This is a genomic window from Streptomyces sp. NBC_01320, from assembly GCF_035974375.1.
In the GTDB taxonomy this organism is placed as follows: Bacteria; Actinomycetota; Actinomycetes; order Streptomycetales; family Streptomycetaceae; genus Streptomyces; species Streptomyces yanii.
The window spans coordinates 9,549,071-9,564,645 of record NZ_CP108390.1; the positions used below are offsets into that span (position 1 = coordinate 9,549,071).

Sequence of the window (15,575 nt, forward strand, 5' to 3'; positions counted from 1 at the left end):
GTTCGCTCAGGGCTGCCGTGCCCGGAAGAGGTTGCGAAGCAACGCGATCTCCGCCCCGTGGTGCAGCAGTGCGGCGTGTGCGCGGGAGTTGGCGTGAAAGTGCGCCGGGTGGGGGAATGGCGGATTGCGCGGCGATGTTGCGGCGACCATGACCTTCTTCGTTGACGTGACCGTGCGCGGCTATGAGCTCGACACACAGGGGCACCTGAACCAGGCCGTCTATCTGCAGTACGCCGAGCACGCCCGGTGGGAGCTGCTGCGAGCTGCCGGGCTGCCGCAGGAGAAGCTGCTGGCCGGCGGGGTGGGGCCGGTCGCGCTGGAAGTCACGGTGAAGTTCCGGCGGGAGCTGCGCGGCGGCGAGCGCGTCCGGGTGACGTGCCGGTTCGTGTACGGCGCGGGGAAGACCTTCGAGGTCGTGCAGAGGATCCTCAAGGAGGACGGCACGGTCGCGGCGGAGGTGACGGGCGTGGCAGGCATGCTCGACCTGACGGCCCGCAAACTGATCGCCGACCCGGCCGGGCATCTCGCCTCGCTGGCCGAGAGGCCGGACCTGCTCAGCGGCTGACCGGCTTCCGGAACGGAACCGCGTTCGCGCCGTCGTGGATCTCGTGTCGGGCGTGACGGTCACACCGGGCGTCGTACAGGGCGGAAGCTGTCGTGGTGCGTCAGCCCTACGGCAAAGTACGATGAGTCTCGTACCATACGGTACCCGTCCGAAACGACGTAAGGGGAGTCACCGTGACCGCCACCAGCGCCGCCGCCGTTCGTGTCACCGCCGCCCCGGGCGTCGGGGCCCGTGTGCTCGCCCACCCCGCACGCGAGGAGATCCGTATCGAGGCGGTGCTCCACGCGCTCTCCGACCCGATGAGGCTGCAGGTGGTCCGTGAGCTGGCCGCCGCCGAGGACGAGCTCACGTGCTCCCGTATCGAACTGCCGGTGTCCAAGTCCACGACCACGCACCACTTCCGGGTGCTGCGCGAGAGCGGCGTCGTCAGTCAGACCTACCGGGGCACCGCCAAGATGAACGGGCTCCGCCGCGACGATCTGGACACGCTCTTCCCGGGGCTGCTCGACGCGATTCTCGCCGCCGCGAACCAGCAGGCGGACCGGCTCGGCGAAGACTGACGCCACCCGGAGCGGTTCAGCGGCGGTCGCCGTGTGCGGCCTGCAGGAGCCCCGTCCAGTCCGGGATCTTCACCGGCCCTCGGCCGAGCGAGTGCCCGAGGGCCGCTTCAGCCCGCTCGATCGACAGCCACCCGTCCCATTCCACCGGCCGTAGCCCCCACGCCCGCAGCGCGGCCACCGGATCGGGGGCCAAGGGCCGCCCCTCGAGCAGCGGCGCATCGTCCAGCAGTGACGCGACCGTCTCCTTCGCGCACGGCCGGTTCGAGCCGATCACTCCGGTCGGCCCCCGCTTGATCCACCCCGCGACATACTCCCCGGGTGACGGCACGCCGTCCCGCAGCACTCGCCCCGCCAGGTGGGGCACGGTACCGCGGGCCGGATCGAACGGCAGACCGGGCAGCGGCAGCCCGCGATAGCCGACGGCCCGCAGGACGAGCTGGGCGCCGATCTCCTCGTACGCACCGGTGTCCTGAACGCCTCCGCTGCCGTCCGGCGCGGTGCGTGCGAACCGGACCCCGGCGACCCGCCCGTCCCGTTCGAGGAGTTCGACGGGGCGCAGGAAGAACCGCAGGTGGATCGTGCGCATCGGGTCGGGCCCGATGGCAGGGGTGCCGGCCTCGGCCCACCCGCGCAGCACCTCGATATTGCGCCGCACCACCGCCGGCAGCGGCACCGGTGAATCCGCCGGCGCCCCGACGGGGGCGTACGCCGGATCGCGGGCAAGCTCCGCCCCGTCCACCACGACCCGCGCCCCCGGCAGCCCGCCCAGCTCGCGCAGCTCCTTGGTGGTGAACCTGGCCTGCGACGGTCCCCGCCTGCCCGCCATGTGCACCTCGCGCACCTGGCTGCCGGCCAGCGCGCCGAGCGCCGGGTGGGGCACGTCGGTGGGCCGCAGCTCCTCGGCGCCGCGCGAGAGGATCCGCGCCACGTCGACCGCCACATTGCCGACCCCGATCACCACGGCCGAACGGGCCTGCAACGCAAAGCTGTTGGCAGCCGCATCGGGGTGGGCGCTGTACCAGGAGACGAACTCGGTCGCCGAGTGGCTGCCGGGCAGATCCTCGCCGGGAATGCCGAGACCGCGGTCGGTCGCCGCCCCGACGCAGTAGACCACCGCATGGTAGAGCTCGCTCAGCCGCTCGGGTGGCAGCCCGTCCCCTCCCACCTGGACATGGCCGAGGAAGGTGATCCGCTCGTGCTCCAGGACGGTCCGCAGACTGTTCTGCAGAGACTTGATCTTCTCGTGGTCGGGGGCGACGCCGTACCGCACGAGGCCGTACGGGCAGGGCAGCCGGTCCAGCACGTCCACCCGGACATCGGGCACGCGGGACTGCTCGACCAGAGACTGAGCGGTGTAGACCCCGCTGGGTCCGGAGCCGACGACGGCGACACGGAGCACGGTGCACCTCTTCCCGGAGGGTGACTCCAGCATCCCACCGGTCGGCGGGGCAGGGGAGAGGTGCGGCCGCGCGGCGCGTCAGGAGGACAGTGCGCGCATTCGGTCGATCTCGACCGTCTGCTGGGCGATCACATCGCCCGCCATCTCCTCGATCTGAACGTTGTTCCCCTCCGAGAGGGCCTCGGTCGCCATCGTGATCGCTCCCTGGTGGTGGTTGATCATCAGCTGCAGGAACAGCTTGTCGAAGGCCTTGCCCTCTGCCGCCCGCAACTGCTTCAGCTGCGTCTCCGTCGCCATGCCGGGCATCCCGGCGTGGTCGTGACCGCCCGCGTGCTTCTCGCCGCCGTTGTGCGTGAGCCATCCCTCCATGGCGCCGATCTCCGGCTTCTGCGCCGCGGAGATGCGCTCGGCAATTCGCTTGACCGAGGCGGACGAGGAGCGGGACGGCACCAGGGCGGTCAACTCCAGTGCCTGGGCGTGGTGCTGGATCATCATCTGCACGTAGCGGAAATCGGCCGAGTTGGGGGTGTCGGTCCCGGCGGCCTTCGCGGCCTCCTCGACGGACAGAGTCTGCGCGGGCTCTCCCGGCTTCCCCGGTGCCACGACCGAAGGGCCCCCTCCTGCACGCGCGTTGGCATCATGGCCGCCCCCGCCCGCATCGCACGCGGTGAGGGAGAGCAGTGCGGTCGCTACGGCAGCGACGACTACGGATCTGTGCACATGCGTGACCTGACGGAATATCAACAAGGCTGCCTCCAATGCCACATGGGGTCGTATTGGATCATTTGGCGCACATCCGCGACCTCAGGGGTCGATAACTTTCATTACGTTCCTGTTGCCATCTGTTGGGATACCCATGGGAAGGACGATACTGCCGAGGTCAGTCAACCGTTCAACCACGCTTTGGTACAGGGGAGGACGCAGTGACTTCGTTGCACACCACCCGAGTGCGGCGCAGACGTCTGGGTGTGGCGGCAGCCGCCGCCGGACTCTTCGCCACTCTGCTGACGGCCGGACCGGCGGCCGCAACGCCCGACCCCGGTGATTCACCCGCGGCCCGCACCGGTCTCTCCGCAAGCCAGGAGGCCGCCGCCACGGCCGCCATCGAGGACGGCGAGATACCCGGCGTGGACGAGATCGTCCACAGCGACAACATCACCCCGCTGGCCAACGTCCCGAAGGACGCACTCAAGGGTCTCAACACGGACCTGGCCTTCCAGGGGAAGTACGCATTCGCCGGAAATTACGACGGCTTCCGGATCTACGACATCAGCAACCCGAGTTCCCCGAAGACCGTGGCCCAGGTGCTCTGCCCCGGATCCCAGAACGACGTCTCGGTCTCCGGGAACCTGCTGTTCCTGTCCACCGACTCCTCGCGCAACGACAACTCGTGCGCCAGCACCACCCAGCCCGCCACGGAGAAGTCCTCCTGGGAGGGCATGAAGATCTTCGACATCAGCGACAAGCGCAACCCGAAGTACGTCGCCGCCGTCGAGACCGCCTGCGGCTCGCACACCCACACGCTGGTTCCGAAGGGCAGCAGCGTATACATATACGTCTCCTCGTACTCGCCGAACGAGGCGTTCCCGGACTGCCAGCCGCCGCACGACGGGATCTCCGTCATCAAGGTGCCACGCAAGGCGCCCGAGAAGGCCGCGGTCGTGAACTTCCCGGTGCTCTTCCCGGACGGCGGCAACCCGGGAGCGCCCACCAACCCCGGGGTCTCGAAGACGACCGGCTGCCACGACATCACGGTGCTGCCGTCGAAGGACCTGGCCGCCGGTGCCTGCATGGGGGACGGGCTGCTGTTCTCCATCAAGGACCCGGAGAACCCGAAGATCATCGACCAGGTTCAGGACAATGTGAACTTCGCGTTCTGGCACTCGGCGACGTTCAACCAGAAGGCGGACAAGGTCGTCTTCACCGATGAGCTCGGCGGCGGCGGCGCGGCCACCTGCAACAAGGAGATCGGGCCGAAGCGCGGCGCCGACGGCATCTACGACATCGTCGGCAAGGGCGACCACCGCAAGCTGGTCTTCCGCAGCTACTTCAAGATCGACCGCCCGCAGGCCGCCACCGAGGTCTGCGTCGCCCACAACGGTTCGATCATCCCGGTCAAGGGGCGCGACCTGATGGTCCAGGCCTGGTACCAGGGCGGAGTCTCGGTATGGGACTTCACCGACTCCTCGGCGCCCAAGGAGATCGCGTTCTTCGAGCGCGGTCCCGTGAGCCTGGACGCCGTCACCACGGCCGGCCCCTGGTCGGCGTACTACTACAACGGATACATCTACTCCAACGACATCGCCAAGGGCTTCGACGTCCTGAAGCTCGACGACCGGCGGACCGACCCGGCGAAGCGCGTGCGGATGCCGGAGCTCAATGTGCAGACGCAGCCGGATTACTTCGACAACTGATCCGGCTGTGCGGGTCTCGTCGGACCCGTGCGCTCACGGCGCGTTCCCGCCGGGCGGAACCTCGCCCGGCGGGGCGCGGCGAGCAGCGCGGCGTGGTGCAGGGCCTCATGGACCGGTCGACGCAGGGGCACACGCCCCTGCGTCGACCGGTCCATGCCGCCCGTTATCAGTGCAACCCCCGACCGATGTCCGACGGGCCAGGTCCCGCGGGGTGGCTGCCTGGTTCCGGCGACGCGGGGGATCGCCCGAACCGGCCGTTCCTACGCCGCTTCGTACCGGTGGGCCCGGCCACCCCGCCACTCGACCCAGTCGGGGCTGTCGAGAATCCGCTCGGGACCGTCGAGCCCGGCAGCCTCCAGGAACACGATCACGTCGTGATCCGAGTGGGCGAGTCCAAGGATCTGGGCCCGCCCGTCACGCTGCACAGTGACACGTCGCCCGCCGGAGGGGGACGGCCGGAAAATCACGATCGGGGGAGAAGTCATGCCTCCAGGGTGCGACGCGCCGGAGGGCGCCGCACAGGGAATGGCCGAGTCGGACGGGGAGCGGCATTCCGCCCCGTACCGCTTACGCGGCAGACCTCGCGCTCCCGCCGGTCACCGCGGCCCACTCCACCAGGAGTCGCTGGTACTTCTCCTCGTCGTCCGGGGACAGGCATCCGCCGGAACGCTGCCACAGGTCGCGAATCTCTTCGTTCACCACTGCGGCGGAACGCACGGAATCGGCTGAGCGCGGATAACGGGACATGCCTCCAGGCTAAGGCCCTGGTGTGACAATCGGACCCATTGGGCGTCAGGGACATCTCTCACATGTCCCTGCGCGGGATCACGGAATGAGTCCGAGCGCCCGTAGCCCGCCCGGCCGTTCCTCCACCGGCAGATGCTCGACGAAGCGCACGTCACACCCCAGTGCGGCCGCTCCGCCATCCGCGTGTCGATCGTCACCCACCATCACCACATCTTTCGGATCCTGGCCGATAAGTGTGCAGGCGGTGTGAAAAAGATGTGGGTCCGGCTTCTGGGTCCCGTGCTCGTACGACAGGACATAGGCGTCGACCAGGGCGTCGAGACCATGGGCGCGGAAGATCGGCCGCAGGTCCCAGCCGACGTTGCTGACCACGCCGACCCGGATCCCGCCCGTACGCAGCGCCCCCAGCACCTCCGCCGCGTCCGGGTACGGTCGCCACGCCGTCGGCGACATGTGCCGGTCGTAGAGCGCCTCGTACAGCCCCGGATCCGGCAGGGCGACCTGGCGGGCCAGCCCCGTGTACACCTCACGGTGCCGTTCCGCATTCTCGTCGCGCGTGGCCCACGCCGCGGCAAGCCGGTCGGGCACGCGCTGCGGCAGCGGGCCGCCCGGCAGCGCCCCGGCGGCCGTGAGGTCCGCCACGTACCGCTCGAAGTCGGCGTCGGTCACGGTCATGTCCCGCTCGGCGAGGACCGCCGAAAGCCAGGACCGGACGGGTTCGATACAGAAGAGGGTCCCGGAGAAGTCGAAGAGCACACCCTTGATCACCATGGGTCCGATCCTCGCCGGTTCAGGAGCGTTGCGGCAAGGTCGCCTGTTGCCGTCCCTCGTACCGGGCGAACCCGGCGATCGAGAACGCGACCACCGCCGCACCCAGCAGCCAGCCCTCCAGCACATCGGTCATCCAGTGCACCCCCAGATAGAGCCGGGTCACGCCCACGCCGATCACCGACACCCACGCCACCGCGAGTGCGACGTGCCACACCCGACGCCGCACGCCGTGCCGGTGCAGCAGCCACAGCAGCAGACCACAGCTCACCACCGCGGTCATGGCGTGACCGGACGGGAAAGCCGCATAGTGGGCGGAGTCCACCGGGTTCGGCCACTGAGGGCGCTCCCGGCCGACCGCGGACTTCAGCCCCTGCTGCAACAGGGTGGCGAACAGACTCGTCGCCGCCACCCACCCCGCGAGCATCCGGGCCCCGCGCCACCACAGCACCACCACGGCGACCGCGATCAGGACGCGCATCGTCCAGGGGTCCCACACCCAGTCGGTCAGGATCCGGTTGATGTGGACGAGGCCCGGTTCCGCCACCGCCCGCCGGTGCAGCGCGTCGGCGACCGCACGGTCCAGCGACATCAGCGGGGACCAGCGCAGGGCGACCAGGACCAGCAGCACCAGGGCGAGGGATCCGCACACGATGCCGACTCCGAGAACGGGCGAGCGGCTCGGCGGGGAGAAGGGCGGGGGCGGGGCTGGGGAGTGCATGGGGTGATCCTTGCGGATGGACCACGATACCGGCTATCCCAGCGCGCTGAGTCCCGGCACGAAGGCCACCAGAAGCGGCACCACCGGCACCAGGGCAGCCGCCGCGGTCAGCCGCAGCCGACGACCCGCGGTGAGCCGCTCGACGGGGGACAGTAGTCGGTTCACGCGCAGTGGCAGCTCCGCGTCCGGCGTCGGGCAGGGGCCGAACACGCCCCGGTCCTCGTTCAGTTCGACCAGGGCGAGAGCGATCGTCAGCCGCCCGAAGCGCCGTGACGCCACATCGTCCGCTGCCAGTTCGACGAGCCGGTGCATCTCGTCGCGGAAAGCGTCGAACACCGGTACCTGGGGAAACCCGTTCGCCAGCGCTGCGGAGCAGTGCAGCAGCCAGTCGTGCCGCGCCTGCGCGTGCCCCTGCTCATGGGCCAGCACCGCATCCAGCTGACGGCCCTTCAGTCGTCCAAGTGCCGCAGTGGTGATGACCAGTTGAGGTGCTGCTCCGGGCAGCCACCAGGCGTCGGGGCGCTCACCCTCCAGCACCACGAGCCGGCCGGCCCCGGGCTCCTCGCCGGGCATCAACGGGGAACGGACCAGCAGTTCGGCCCGACGCCGCCTGCGCCGCACCTGCGCCCGGCGGATCTCCCGCGTCAGCATCGCCGCGCTCCAGATACCACCCAGCGCCAGCAGAACGGCCATGACGGCGGACCAGGGCCCGTACGCGGCCAGCGCGTACGCCTCCACCACGGCGTGCGGTGCGGGCGCGAACACCTGCCCGCGCACCGCCTGCCAGGCGGCGGCCGCGCTGAACGTCATGGAGAGTCCGAAGGACAGCAGTACCCCGGCCACCACGCACTGCCACACCCACAGCGCCACCACGGGCTCGCGCTCGGGCCACTCGGCCCGCGCCATCAGCCGCGGGGTCACGACGGCGGCCAGTGCACCGAGCAGCAGCAGCACGAGGGAGACCAACATGACGTCAGCCTATGAGTGGCGCGGTACCCGCGGGTATGGCTGCGCTCGGCAAGTGATGTACGCCACGGTTGACCGCACCCCCTGTCTCACAGCGTGAGCAGCATCGCGAACATGGCGATCCCCATCGTCAGCCGGCAGGCCAGTGCCAGCTCCGGCCGTGCGCCCCAGCCGTCTTTGAGCGGCCCCTCGACCGGACCCGCGGCGGCGATCGGAATCAGCCGCGTCCCGGACCGCAGCACATAGGCCGCGTAATAGACCAGCAGCATCCCCGTCAGCAGCGGCACGCCACCGGCGACCTGCGTCATCTGATGTCCACCGTGCGCACCGCCGGCACCGTGCGCTGCCGCGCCACTGCCCGGCGCCATCACCAACGCCATGTAGACCATGGCCAGTGAGCCGACCAGATGGTGCAGATGGTGCCCCCTGCGGCGGGCGAACCAGAGGCCGCGCAACGCGGCCGCGCCGAAGAGCACCACGTACACAGCCCATCCCCACACGGGTGGCGGGAAGACCGCGGCGGGCGCCGCCATCGTGGCCATGCCGAAGCCCATGACCGCCTCGGCGCGTGCCGTTCTGCGCTCCTCCTCCGACCCGCTGCGCATCCGCAGCAGGCAGTACGCGCCCGTGACCCCGCACAGCGCCATCAGCAGCCAGCCGGACATCGCCGGTCCGTGCACAGCGCACCTCCCCAGGACGTACGACGTCGGTGTCGACTAGTCGATGCCCCGGCCCGGCAGGTCGTACGCGGCGCACTGATGTACGAGGGGAGCGCGTGGAGGAAACCCGCAGAAGGGTGTGGCCACTTGTGCGCCGTCGCGGGTCGCTGCCCTCAGGGCCGGAATCGCAGCGGATGGTCCTCCGGCACTTCGACGACCGCGATCCGCACGCCGTCCGGATCGGAGATCCACATCTCCACGAGCCCCCACGGCTCGCGCACCGGTGGCCGTTCCACCTCGACGCCCCGGGCCGACAGTTCCTCGTACGCCGCCCGGACGTCCGCGACCTGCAGCCACAGCCGCAGCCCGGGCGAGGGCGGCGCGACGGAGCGCCCGGAGACCTCCAGGAAGCCGCCGCCCAGGAAGTACACCGTCCCGCGCTCGGGGCCGGTACCGAACTCCCGGTACACCGGCAGCCCGAGGGACTCTCCGTAGAACATCCGTGACCGCTCGGGGTCGGTGGGGCTCAACAGGACCCGACTGCTCAGCACATGCACCATGGTCGAGACATTAGGTGCGGACCAGCGGGTTACTCTGCTGCGGCACGGCCCAGCAGAGAAACGGAGAGCCTCACCATGGACACCGCCCCGCCCCGCGACTCGGGACAGCTGACCTTCCGCGACGCGGCGGACGCCGATGTGCCCGCGCTCGTGACGCTGATCGAGTCGGCGTACCGGGGCGACTCGAGCCGCGCGGGGTGGACGACCGAGGCGAACATCCTGCAGGGGCAGCGAACCGACCCCGACGGGGTCCGCGCGGTGGTCGAGGCACCTGGCAGCCGACTGCTCGTGGTGGAGCGGGACAGCGAACTGATCGCCTGCTGTCAGCTCGAACACCGCGGGGAAGCCGCCTACTTCGGGATGTTCGCGGTCCGCCCCGAGCTGCAGGGCGGCGGCCTCGGCAAGCTGATCATCGCCGAGGCCGAACGCACCGTCCGGGAGAGCTGGGGCGCCACCGAGATGCACATGACCGTGATCTCGGTGCGTGAGGAACTGATCGCCTGGTACGAGCGCCGCGGCTACCGGCGTACGGGAGAGCTGAGCCCGTTCCCGTACGGCGACGAGCGCTTCGGCGTCCCGCAGCGCGACGATCTCGCCTTCGAACTGCTGATCAAGGACCTGAAGGAGGGCTAGCAGCGACACGCTACTAGCCAGGGCCTGTCTCTCAGAAGTGGCCGCAGCGCAGGCGCGTGGAACCTGGTCGCACGTACTGGGCAACGAGTCGATTGATGCAAGACAATTCGCAGGTGATTGACCGAGTCGGCTTGGCTGTATCGGCGTTGGGTGATCTGGTCTGCCTCATGCTCGTCTCCGGTGCGTTGCAGGCGTATCTGGCCGGAGATGAGTCGGGATGGTTTGCGAGGCGGGCTGACCTCTCACGCCTGGTCACCGGCGAGCCCATGTGAGGATGGCGGCGAGGTGGAGCGCGGCCTGGTAGGCGATGGCGAGCTTGTCGGTTCGCATAGCCAGGCCGCGCCATTGCTTCAGGCGGTCGATGCACCGTTCGACAGTGTTCCGCTGCTTGTATGCCTCGGCGTCGACACCGGGCGGTCGGCCTCCGGCGCCGCCTCGCCGCCTGCACCTACGCGGTGAAGCGGCCGGCGCGGCGGATCTCCGGGAAGTCGGTGGTCGCGCCGTCCAGCCCCAGGGCGCGCACCAGACGCAGATGATCCTGGGTGTTCACCACCCAGCCGATGACCTTCACTCCCTCGGCGTGGGCATGTTCGACGACCTCCAGCGTGAGGCGCCGGATGTTCAGCGCGAGCGTCGCCGCGCCCACCGCCTTCGCCCGGTCCACCACATCGCTCTTCCACCGGCTGGCGATGAGCACGGTCCGTACCCCCGGCACCAGTTGAGCGATCTCGGCGACCGCCTCGTCGTGGAACGACGACACCTCGACCCGGTCGACGAGATCGCGCCGCCGCATCACCTCGGCCAGCGCCCGGGCTGCGGCCGCATCCTTGATCTCCGCCTGCAAGGGGGAACGCACGGCATCGAGCACCTGCTCGAAGACGGGCACCCGTTCGCCCTGCCCGGCATCGAGTTCCCGCAGCTCGGCAAGGGTCTTCTCGGCGATCGGGCCCGTGCCGTCGGTCGTCCGGTCCACCTCGGCGTCGTGCATGACGGCGAGTGCGCCGTCCTTGCTCAGATGAAGGTCCAGTTCGATGGCGTCCATGCCGGCCTGCTCAGCGTGGACGAACGACCGCAGGGTGTTCTCCGGCTCGACACCCATCACCCCGCGATGACCGATGGTGAGAAAAGTCAAGGCAATCTCGCTTCCGTCGACGGCGTCTCCCCGCGTGCTGCTCCTGCCCACGCGGCACTTCGGCACTCGGCTTACGGCAACTCGGCAGCCTAGTGGTCCGGACCCGGGAGAGAGCCGGTAACGCGAGGGTGAATGGCGCCGTGTCCCGGGACGTCGGCGACACCGAGCAGGAATCCGGTGATGACGGCTGCGACAAGGACGGCACGGATACTCACGCGATGGTCTCCGGAGGGGTGGGAGGGAGGCGGACGGCACCCGTCCTACCGGTAGCGCCGGTGCCCCGCGAGCTGTGTCACCCGTACGTGGGCGCGCCCTGCACGGCCTGAACGCCCGGATGTGCGACCGTCGGCGGTCCGGTGTCCCCCGGAACCGACGGAAGGAGTCGCGCAAGCGGAATGTGGCAGGAAGAATCGCGGTGACCATGGGGGTTGGCAGGATAATTTTCTGAGGCTCACTTGTCTCGAAGAACCACACATGGATACGGTTGCTTGACGCGAGGTTCTCCCGTGGAGGAAGTGTGATGACGGAAATTCTTGTGCACGACGCCGAGGTCGGCGCGATAGCTACTGCCCAGCGGGTGGTCGAGCAGCCTGCCTGGCCCGCGCTCAGGGATGCCGTGGAGGAGATCCGGCCCTGGCAGGCGAAGGACGGTTCGATCGACTTCGACGCCGACGGCGCACCCTCGCCTGCCACCGTCCTGGTGACGCTGGAACGTGTGATCGCCGCGATCGAAGAGCTTTCCCCGCTGCTCCCGCACGATGCCGCGTACCACCGCGCCCTCGTCGTGGACCTGCGCCGCTGGGCGGCGGACGGCTTCGGTGTGCCGGACTTCCTGGACTCGCTGCTCGCCTTCCAACCCGCCAAGAACCGCACCGACGGTCTGCAGCACCTGGTCGTCTTCGCGATGTACACGCAGAACGGCAACCCGGACCGCAATCTCGAAGCGGTCGTCCTGCGGATGGTCTGGCCCGAATGGCTCGCCGATCTCGAAGCCACGCGCTACGACAACCCGCTCTTCTGCGGCATCACCTTCGAGGACTTCACCTCCGGCTACGACACCAACTCCGCGGTGCTCTTCCCGGAGACGATCGCCGTGCGCGAGGCCCCCGAGCGCTTCACCTGGGGCGGCATCTTCTGCGACCGTGAGGCCGCCCGTTTCCGCCGCGTCACCGAGGCCTCCGTCGAGCTCCTCGGCGTGGAGCTGCCCGAGGACATCCGCGAGATGGTGGGCGACCAGCAGCGCTGCGAGCAGGCATTCGTGCTCTGGGACATGGTCCACGACCGCACCCACAGCCACGGCGACCTGCCGTTCGACCCGTTCATGATCAAGCAGCGGCAGCCGTTCTGGATGTACGGACTGGAGGAGCTGCGCTGCGACCTCACCGCCTTCAAGGAGGCCGTCAAGCTGGAGGCCGACGGCTTCCCGCAGGGCCGTGACGTGCAGTACGCCGTGCTGTTCGACCGGATGTTCCGCTTCCCGGTCACCGGCGAGCGGGTCCGCAACTACGACGGTCTCGGCGGCCAGCTGCTCTTCGCGTACCTCCACAAGCACGATGTGATCCGCTGGACCGACAACACCCTGAAGATCGACTGGGACAGGGCCCCGCAGGTCACCAACCAGCTCTGCGGCGAGATCGAGAAGCTCTACCGCGACGGCATCGACCGCCCCAAACTGGTCCACTGGTTTGCCGCGTACGATCTGGTCTCGACCTACCTGGCCCCGCACCCCGGCTCCCGCTGGGCCAAGGGTCCGGACGCCCTGGACCTCTCGCAGCCGCCTCGCAAGCTGGTGGACGACGTGCTTCCGGACGAGTTTCCGCTGAGCATGTTCTATGAGGCGCTCTCCAAGAAGCTGAAGAATGTGATCGCCTCCACCAGGGGGATCACCGCGGCGGACGCCGAGCAGGCAGCCGCGTGAGCGCTCGTTCCAAGGAGGCGGTGACCATGAACGCAAACGGCACGGGCAATGGGAACGGCGCGCTGGAAGGCGCGGTGATCGCCGTGGCCGGAGCCGCCGGGCCGGCCGGCCGGGCGACGCTGCTCAGGCTCGCCGAGGCCGGTGCGATCGTCGTCGCATCGGACGCGGACGCCACCCGACTCGCGGAGGCTGTCGACGCCGCACGGTACGCCCATGGCGGCGCCACCGTCACGGGTGACACCGTCGATCTGCTCGACCTCGCCGCCGCCCGGGAATGGGCGGACAAGACCGAGAAGGAGTTCGGCCGGGTCGACGGCCTGGTCCACCTGGTGGGCGGCTGGCGCGGCAGCGCCACCTTCGCCGAGACCGACCTCGCCGACTGGGATCTCCTGGAGAAGTTGCTGATCCGCACAGTTCAGCACACCTCGCTGGCCTTCCAGGAAGGGCTCCAGCGCAGCGATCGCGGCCGCTACCTGCTGATCAGCGCGGCCGGGGCGAGCAAGCCCACCGCGGGCAATGCCGCCTACGCCGCGTCGAAGGCGGCCGCCGAGGCCTGGACCCTCGCGCTCGCCGACGCCTTCCGCAAGGCGGGGGGCGAGGAAGGGCCGAAGACAGCGGCTGCGATCCTGATCGTCAAGGCACTGGTGCACGACGCGATGCGCGCCGAGCGCCCGAATGCGAAGTTCGCGGGCTTCACCGACGTCAAGGAACTGGCCGAGGCCATCGCCGGCGTCTGGTCCAAGCCCGCCTCCGAAGTGAACGGAAAGCGTCTGTGGCTGACCCCGCAACCATAAGGACCGACGCGCGACGTCACCACGATCCGCAGATACGCGGATTCGCCAGTGACAACTACGCGGGCGCCCACCCGGAGATCCTCGCGGCCATCGCCCTCGCCAACGGCGGTCACCAGATCGCCTACGGCGAGGACGACTACACCGAGAACCTCCAGCAGATCGTCAAGGGGCACTTCGGCTCCACCGCCGAGGCGTTCCCGGTCTTCAACGGCACCGGGGCGAATGTCGTCTCGCTGCAGGCGATGACCGATCGGTGGGGCGCGGTCATCTGCGCCGAGTCCGCGCACATCAACGTGGACGAGGGTGGCGCCCCGGAGCGCGTGGGCGGCCTCAAGCTGCTCACCGTGCCGACCCCGGACGGCAAGCTCACCCCCGAGCTCATCGACCGGCAGGCGTACGGCTGGGACGACGAGCACCGCGCCATGCCCCAGGTCGTGTCGATCACTCAGAACACCGAGCTCGGCACCGTCTACACGCCCGATGAGATCCGCGCCATCTGTGAGCACTCCCACGAGCGCGGCATGAAGGTTCACCTCGACGGGGCGCGGATCGCCAACGCCGCGGCGTCGCTGGGCGTCCCTGTGCGTACCTTCACCAGCGAGGTCGGCGTCGACGTCCTCTCGTTCGGAGGCACCAAGAACGGGGCGCTCTTCGGTGAGGCCGTCGTCGTCCTGAACCCCGATGCCGTACGGGCCATGAAGCATCTGCGGAAGCTGTCGATGCAGCTGGCATCGAAGATGCGTTTCGTGTCGGTGCAGCTGGAGGCGCTGCTCGCCGGTGACCTGTGGCTGCGCAACGCCCGGCACGCCAACGCCATGGCTCAGCGGCTCGCGGAGGGTGTCCGGGCGGTGGACGGGGTGGAGATCCTCTACCCGGTCCAGGCCAACGCCGTCTTCGCGCGTCTGCCGCACGACGTGAGCGAGCGGCTCCAGAAGCGCTTCCGTTTCTACTTCTGGGACGAGACCGCCGGCGATGTGCGCTGGATGTGCTCCTTCGACACCACCGAGGACGACGTGGACGCGTTCGTCCTCGCGCTGAAGGAAGAGATCGCCAAGTAGCATTACGCTATGCATGAATATGCGGCCGACTGGAAAGTCATTGCTTTCCGGTCGGCCGCTTCCGTACGCTCTGCACGCATGGAGCTGACGCAGCAAACCCCGGACATGGTCGCCTATCTCGCCGCCGATGTGGCCATCGACCACGAGCATCCGCTCGTACGGCAGACCGTCGATCGCCTTCGCGTCGATAGTGCCGACGCATACTCATACGCGCTCGCGGCCTATGAGTTCGTCCGCGACACCATTCCCCACTCCGTCGACTCAGGTGATCCCAGGGTCAGCTGGCGCGCCTCGGACGTCCTCGCCACCCGTAACGGCATCTGTCATTCCAAATCCCATGCGCTGGCGGCCCTGCTGCGGGCGGCAGGCATCCCGACGGCCTTCTGCTACCAGGGCTTCGACGACGAGAACGGGGATCCGGACGTCCTGCACGGGCTGATCGCCGTGCGCCTGCCGGGCCGGGACCGCTGGGACCGCCAGGACCCGCGCGGCAACAAGCGCGGTGTCGACGCCCAGTTCTCGCTCGACGAGGAACGGCTGGCCTGGCCCATCGGGGCGGAGTCCAATGGAGTGGACTATCCAGTACTCTATGCGGCACCGCATCCGGCGGTTCTGCGCGCCCTGCAGACTGCCGAGGACCGCGCGCACCTGTGGCGCAGGCTTCCGACCGTGCTCTGACCC

The 15,575-nt window shown here is 69.2% G+C and carries 19 protein-coding genes and 1 pseudogene; 8 read left to right on the forward strand and 12 right to left on the reverse strand.

Annotation, left to right across the window (positions count from 1 at the left end; all coding sequences use genetic code 11):
• Positions 1-6 precede the first annotated feature (6 nt).
• A complete protein-coding gene (locus tag OG395_RS43490) occupies positions 7-150 on the reverse strand; it encodes a hypothetical protein (protein WP_327247831.1) in 144 nt (47 codons plus the stop codon).
• On the opposite strand from OG395_RS43490, the gene OG395_RS43495 reads away from it, so the two are divergent.
• Positions 149-565, forward strand: a complete 417-nt coding sequence (locus OG395_RS43495; protein WP_266988707.1) for an acyl-CoA thioesterase — start codon at positions 149-151, stop codon at positions 563-565. The genes OG395_RS43490 and OG395_RS43495 overlap by 2 nt on opposite strands.
• A 173-nt stretch (positions 566-738) precedes the next feature.
• Entirely contained in the window at positions 739-1,125 is a 387-nt protein-coding gene (locus OG395_RS43500; RefSeq protein WP_327247832.1) for an ArsR/SmtB family transcription factor, read from the forward strand.
• A gap of 16 nt (positions 1,126-1,141) precedes the next feature.
• Here OG395_RS43500 and OG395_RS43505 read toward each other — a convergent pair whose 3' ends face one another.
• Both OG395_RS43505 and OG395_RS43510 read right to left on the reverse strand, forming a co-directional pair.
• Positions 1,142-2,524, reverse strand: a complete 1,383-nt coding sequence (locus tag OG395_RS43505) for an FAD-dependent oxidoreductase (RefSeq protein WP_327247833.1) — start codon at positions 2,522-2,524, stop codon at positions 1,142-1,144.
• A 78-nt stretch (positions 2,525-2,602) separates the two neighbouring features.
• Positions 2,603-3,271, reverse strand: coding sequence for a DUF305 domain-containing protein (locus OG395_RS43510; RefSeq protein ID WP_442818658.1), 669 nt, complete (start codon positions 3,269-3,271; stop codon positions 2,603-2,605).
• Positions 3,272-3,447: 176 nt separating this feature from the next.
• Here OG395_RS43510 and OG395_RS43515 point away from each other — a divergent pair, with 176 nt between their 5' ends.
• Complete coding sequence (locus tag OG395_RS43515) at positions 3,448-4,938, forward strand: LVIVD repeat-containing protein (protein ID WP_327247834.1); 1,491 nt, start codon at positions 3,448-3,450, stop codon at positions 4,936-4,938.
• Positions 4,939-5,198: 260 nt separating this feature from the next.
• Here the strand turns inward: OG395_RS43515 and OG395_RS43520 are convergent, their stop codons facing one another.
• From OG395_RS43520 to OG395_RS43550, 7 genes are all read right to left on the reverse strand, one after another.
• Positions 5,199-5,423 carry a hypothetical protein gene (locus OG395_RS43520; protein WP_327247835.1) on the reverse strand — a complete coding sequence of 75 codons (225 nt, stop codon included), beginning with the start codon at positions 5,421-5,423 and terminating at the stop codon, positions 5,199-5,201.
• Between the two features lie 82 nt (positions 5,424-5,505).
• Complete coding sequence (locus OG395_RS43525; protein ID WP_327247836.1) at positions 5,506-5,685, reverse strand: hypothetical protein; 180 nt, start codon at positions 5,683-5,685, stop codon at positions 5,506-5,508.
• 78 nt (positions 5,686-5,763) lie between these two features.
• A complete protein-coding gene (locus tag OG395_RS43530; protein ID WP_327247837.1) occupies positions 5,764-6,456 on the reverse strand; it encodes an HAD family hydrolase in 693 nt (230 codons plus the stop codon).
• A gap of 19 nt (positions 6,457-6,475) precedes the next feature.
• Positions 6,476-7,174 (reverse strand): phosphatase PAP2 family protein, encoded by a 699-nt coding sequence (locus OG395_RS43535; RefSeq protein ID WP_327247838.1) that lies wholly within the window; start codon positions 7,172-7,174, stop codon positions 6,476-6,478.
• Between the two features lie 33 nt (positions 7,175-7,207).
• Positions 7,208-8,143, reverse strand: coding sequence for a M56 family metallopeptidase (locus OG395_RS43540; protein ID WP_327247839.1), 936 nt, complete (start codon positions 8,141-8,143; stop codon positions 7,208-7,210).
• Between the two features lie 86 nt (positions 8,144-8,229).
• Entirely contained in the window at positions 8,230-8,820 is a 591-nt protein-coding gene (locus OG395_RS43545) for a DUF5134 domain-containing protein (protein ID WP_327247840.1), read from the reverse strand.
• 152 nt (positions 8,821-8,972) lie between these two features.
• Complete coding sequence (locus tag OG395_RS43550) at positions 8,973-9,359, reverse strand: VOC family protein (protein ID WP_266988717.1); 387 nt, start codon at positions 9,357-9,359, stop codon at positions 8,973-8,975.
• A gap of 75 nt (positions 9,360-9,434) precedes the next feature.
• Here OG395_RS43550 and OG395_RS43555 point away from each other — a divergent pair, with 75 nt between their 5' ends.
• The gene (locus OG395_RS43555; RefSeq protein WP_327247841.1) at positions 9,435-9,992 is read left to right on the forward strand and encodes a GNAT family N-acetyltransferase; all 558 of its coding nucleotides are present in this window, start codon (positions 9,435-9,437) and stop codon (positions 9,990-9,992) included.
• A 252-nt stretch (positions 9,993-10,244) separates the two neighbouring features.
• Here OG395_RS43555 and OG395_RS43560 read toward each other — a convergent pair.
• Positions 10,245-10,433, reverse strand: a pseudogene (locus OG395_RS43560) (transposase); the annotation flags it as partial.
• A 7-nt stretch (positions 10,434-10,440) separates the two neighbouring features.
• A complete protein-coding gene (locus tag OG395_RS43565) occupies positions 10,441-11,091 on the reverse strand; it encodes a glycerophosphodiester phosphodiesterase (protein ID WP_327249643.1) in 651 nt (216 codons plus the stop codon).
• A gap of 553 nt (positions 11,092-11,644) precedes the next feature.
• Between OG395_RS43565 and OG395_RS43570 the strand changes: the two genes are divergently transcribed.
• From OG395_RS43570 to OG395_RS43585, 4 genes are all read left to right on the forward strand, one after another.
• Positions 11,645-13,042 carry a DUF6421 family protein gene (locus OG395_RS43570; RefSeq protein ID WP_327247842.1) on the forward strand — a complete coding sequence of 466 codons (1,398 nt, stop codon included), beginning with the start codon at positions 11,645-11,647 and terminating at the stop codon, positions 13,040-13,042.
• 26 nt (positions 13,043-13,068) lie between these two features.
• Positions 13,069-13,836, forward strand: a complete 768-nt coding sequence (locus OG395_RS43575; RefSeq protein ID WP_327247843.1) for an SDR family NAD(P)-dependent oxidoreductase — start codon at positions 13,069-13,071, stop codon at positions 13,834-13,836.
• Entirely contained in the window at positions 13,833-14,894 is a 1,062-nt protein-coding gene (locus OG395_RS43580) for a threonine aldolase family protein (protein ID WP_327249644.1), read from the forward strand. The genes OG395_RS43575 and OG395_RS43580 overlap by 4 nt, the downstream gene beginning before the upstream one ends.
• Before the next feature lie 78 nt (positions 14,895-14,972).
• On the forward strand, positions 14,973-15,572 hold the full coding sequence (locus tag OG395_RS43585) for a transglutaminase family protein (RefSeq protein WP_327247844.1): 600 nt from the start codon (positions 14,973-14,975) through the stop codon (positions 15,570-15,572).
• Positions 15,573-15,575 lie beyond the last annotated feature (3 nt).

Coding starts and splice junctions, on each gene's coding strand:
- OG395_RS43495 (WP_266988707.1), top strand. CDS start 149: ATGACCTTCTTCGTTGACGTGACCGTGCGCGGCTATGAGCTCGACACA.
- OG395_RS43490 (WP_327247831.1), bottom strand. CDS start 150: ATGGTCGCCGCAACATCGCCGCGCAATCCGCCATTCCCCCACCCGGCG.
- OG395_RS43520 (WP_327247835.1), bottom strand. CDS start 5,423: ATGACTTCTCCCCCGATCGTGATTTTCCGGCCGTCCCCCTCCGGCGGG.
- OG395_RS43525 (WP_327247836.1), bottom strand. CDS start 5,685: ATGTCCCGTTATCCGCGCTCAGCCGATTCCGTGCGTTCCGCCGCAGTG.
- OG395_RS43530 (WP_327247837.1), bottom strand. CDS start 6,456: ATGGTGATCAAGGGTGTGCTCTTCGACTTCTCCGGGACCCTCTTCTGT.
- OG395_RS43535 (WP_327247838.1), bottom strand. CDS start 7,174: ATGCACTCCCCAGCCCCGCCCCCGCCCTTCTCCCCGCCGAGCCGCTCG.
- OG395_RS43540 (WP_327247839.1), bottom strand. CDS start 8,143: ATGTTGGTCTCCCTCGTGCTGCTGCTGCTCGGTGCACTGGCCGCCGTC.
- OG395_RS43550 (WP_266988717.1), bottom strand. CDS start 9,359: ATGGTGCATGTGCTGAGCAGTCGGGTCCTGTTGAGCCCCACCGACCCC.
- OG395_RS43555 (WP_327247841.1), top strand. CDS start 9,435: ATGGACACCGCCCCGCCCCGCGACTCGGGACAGCTGACCTTCCGCGAC.
- OG395_RS43565 (WP_327249643.1), bottom strand. CDS start 11,091: ATGGGTGTCGAGCCGGAGAACACCCTGCGGTCGTTCGTCCACGCTGAG.
- OG395_RS43570 (WP_327247842.1), top strand. CDS start 11,645: ATGACGGAAATTCTTGTGCACGACGCCGAGGTCGGCGCGATAGCTACT.
- OG395_RS43575 (WP_327247843.1), top strand. CDS start 13,069: ATGAACGCAAACGGCACGGGCAATGGGAACGGCGCGCTGGAAGGCGCG.
- OG395_RS43585 (WP_327247844.1), top strand. CDS start 14,973: ATGGAGCTGACGCAGCAAACCCCGGACATGGTCGCCTATCTCGCCGCC.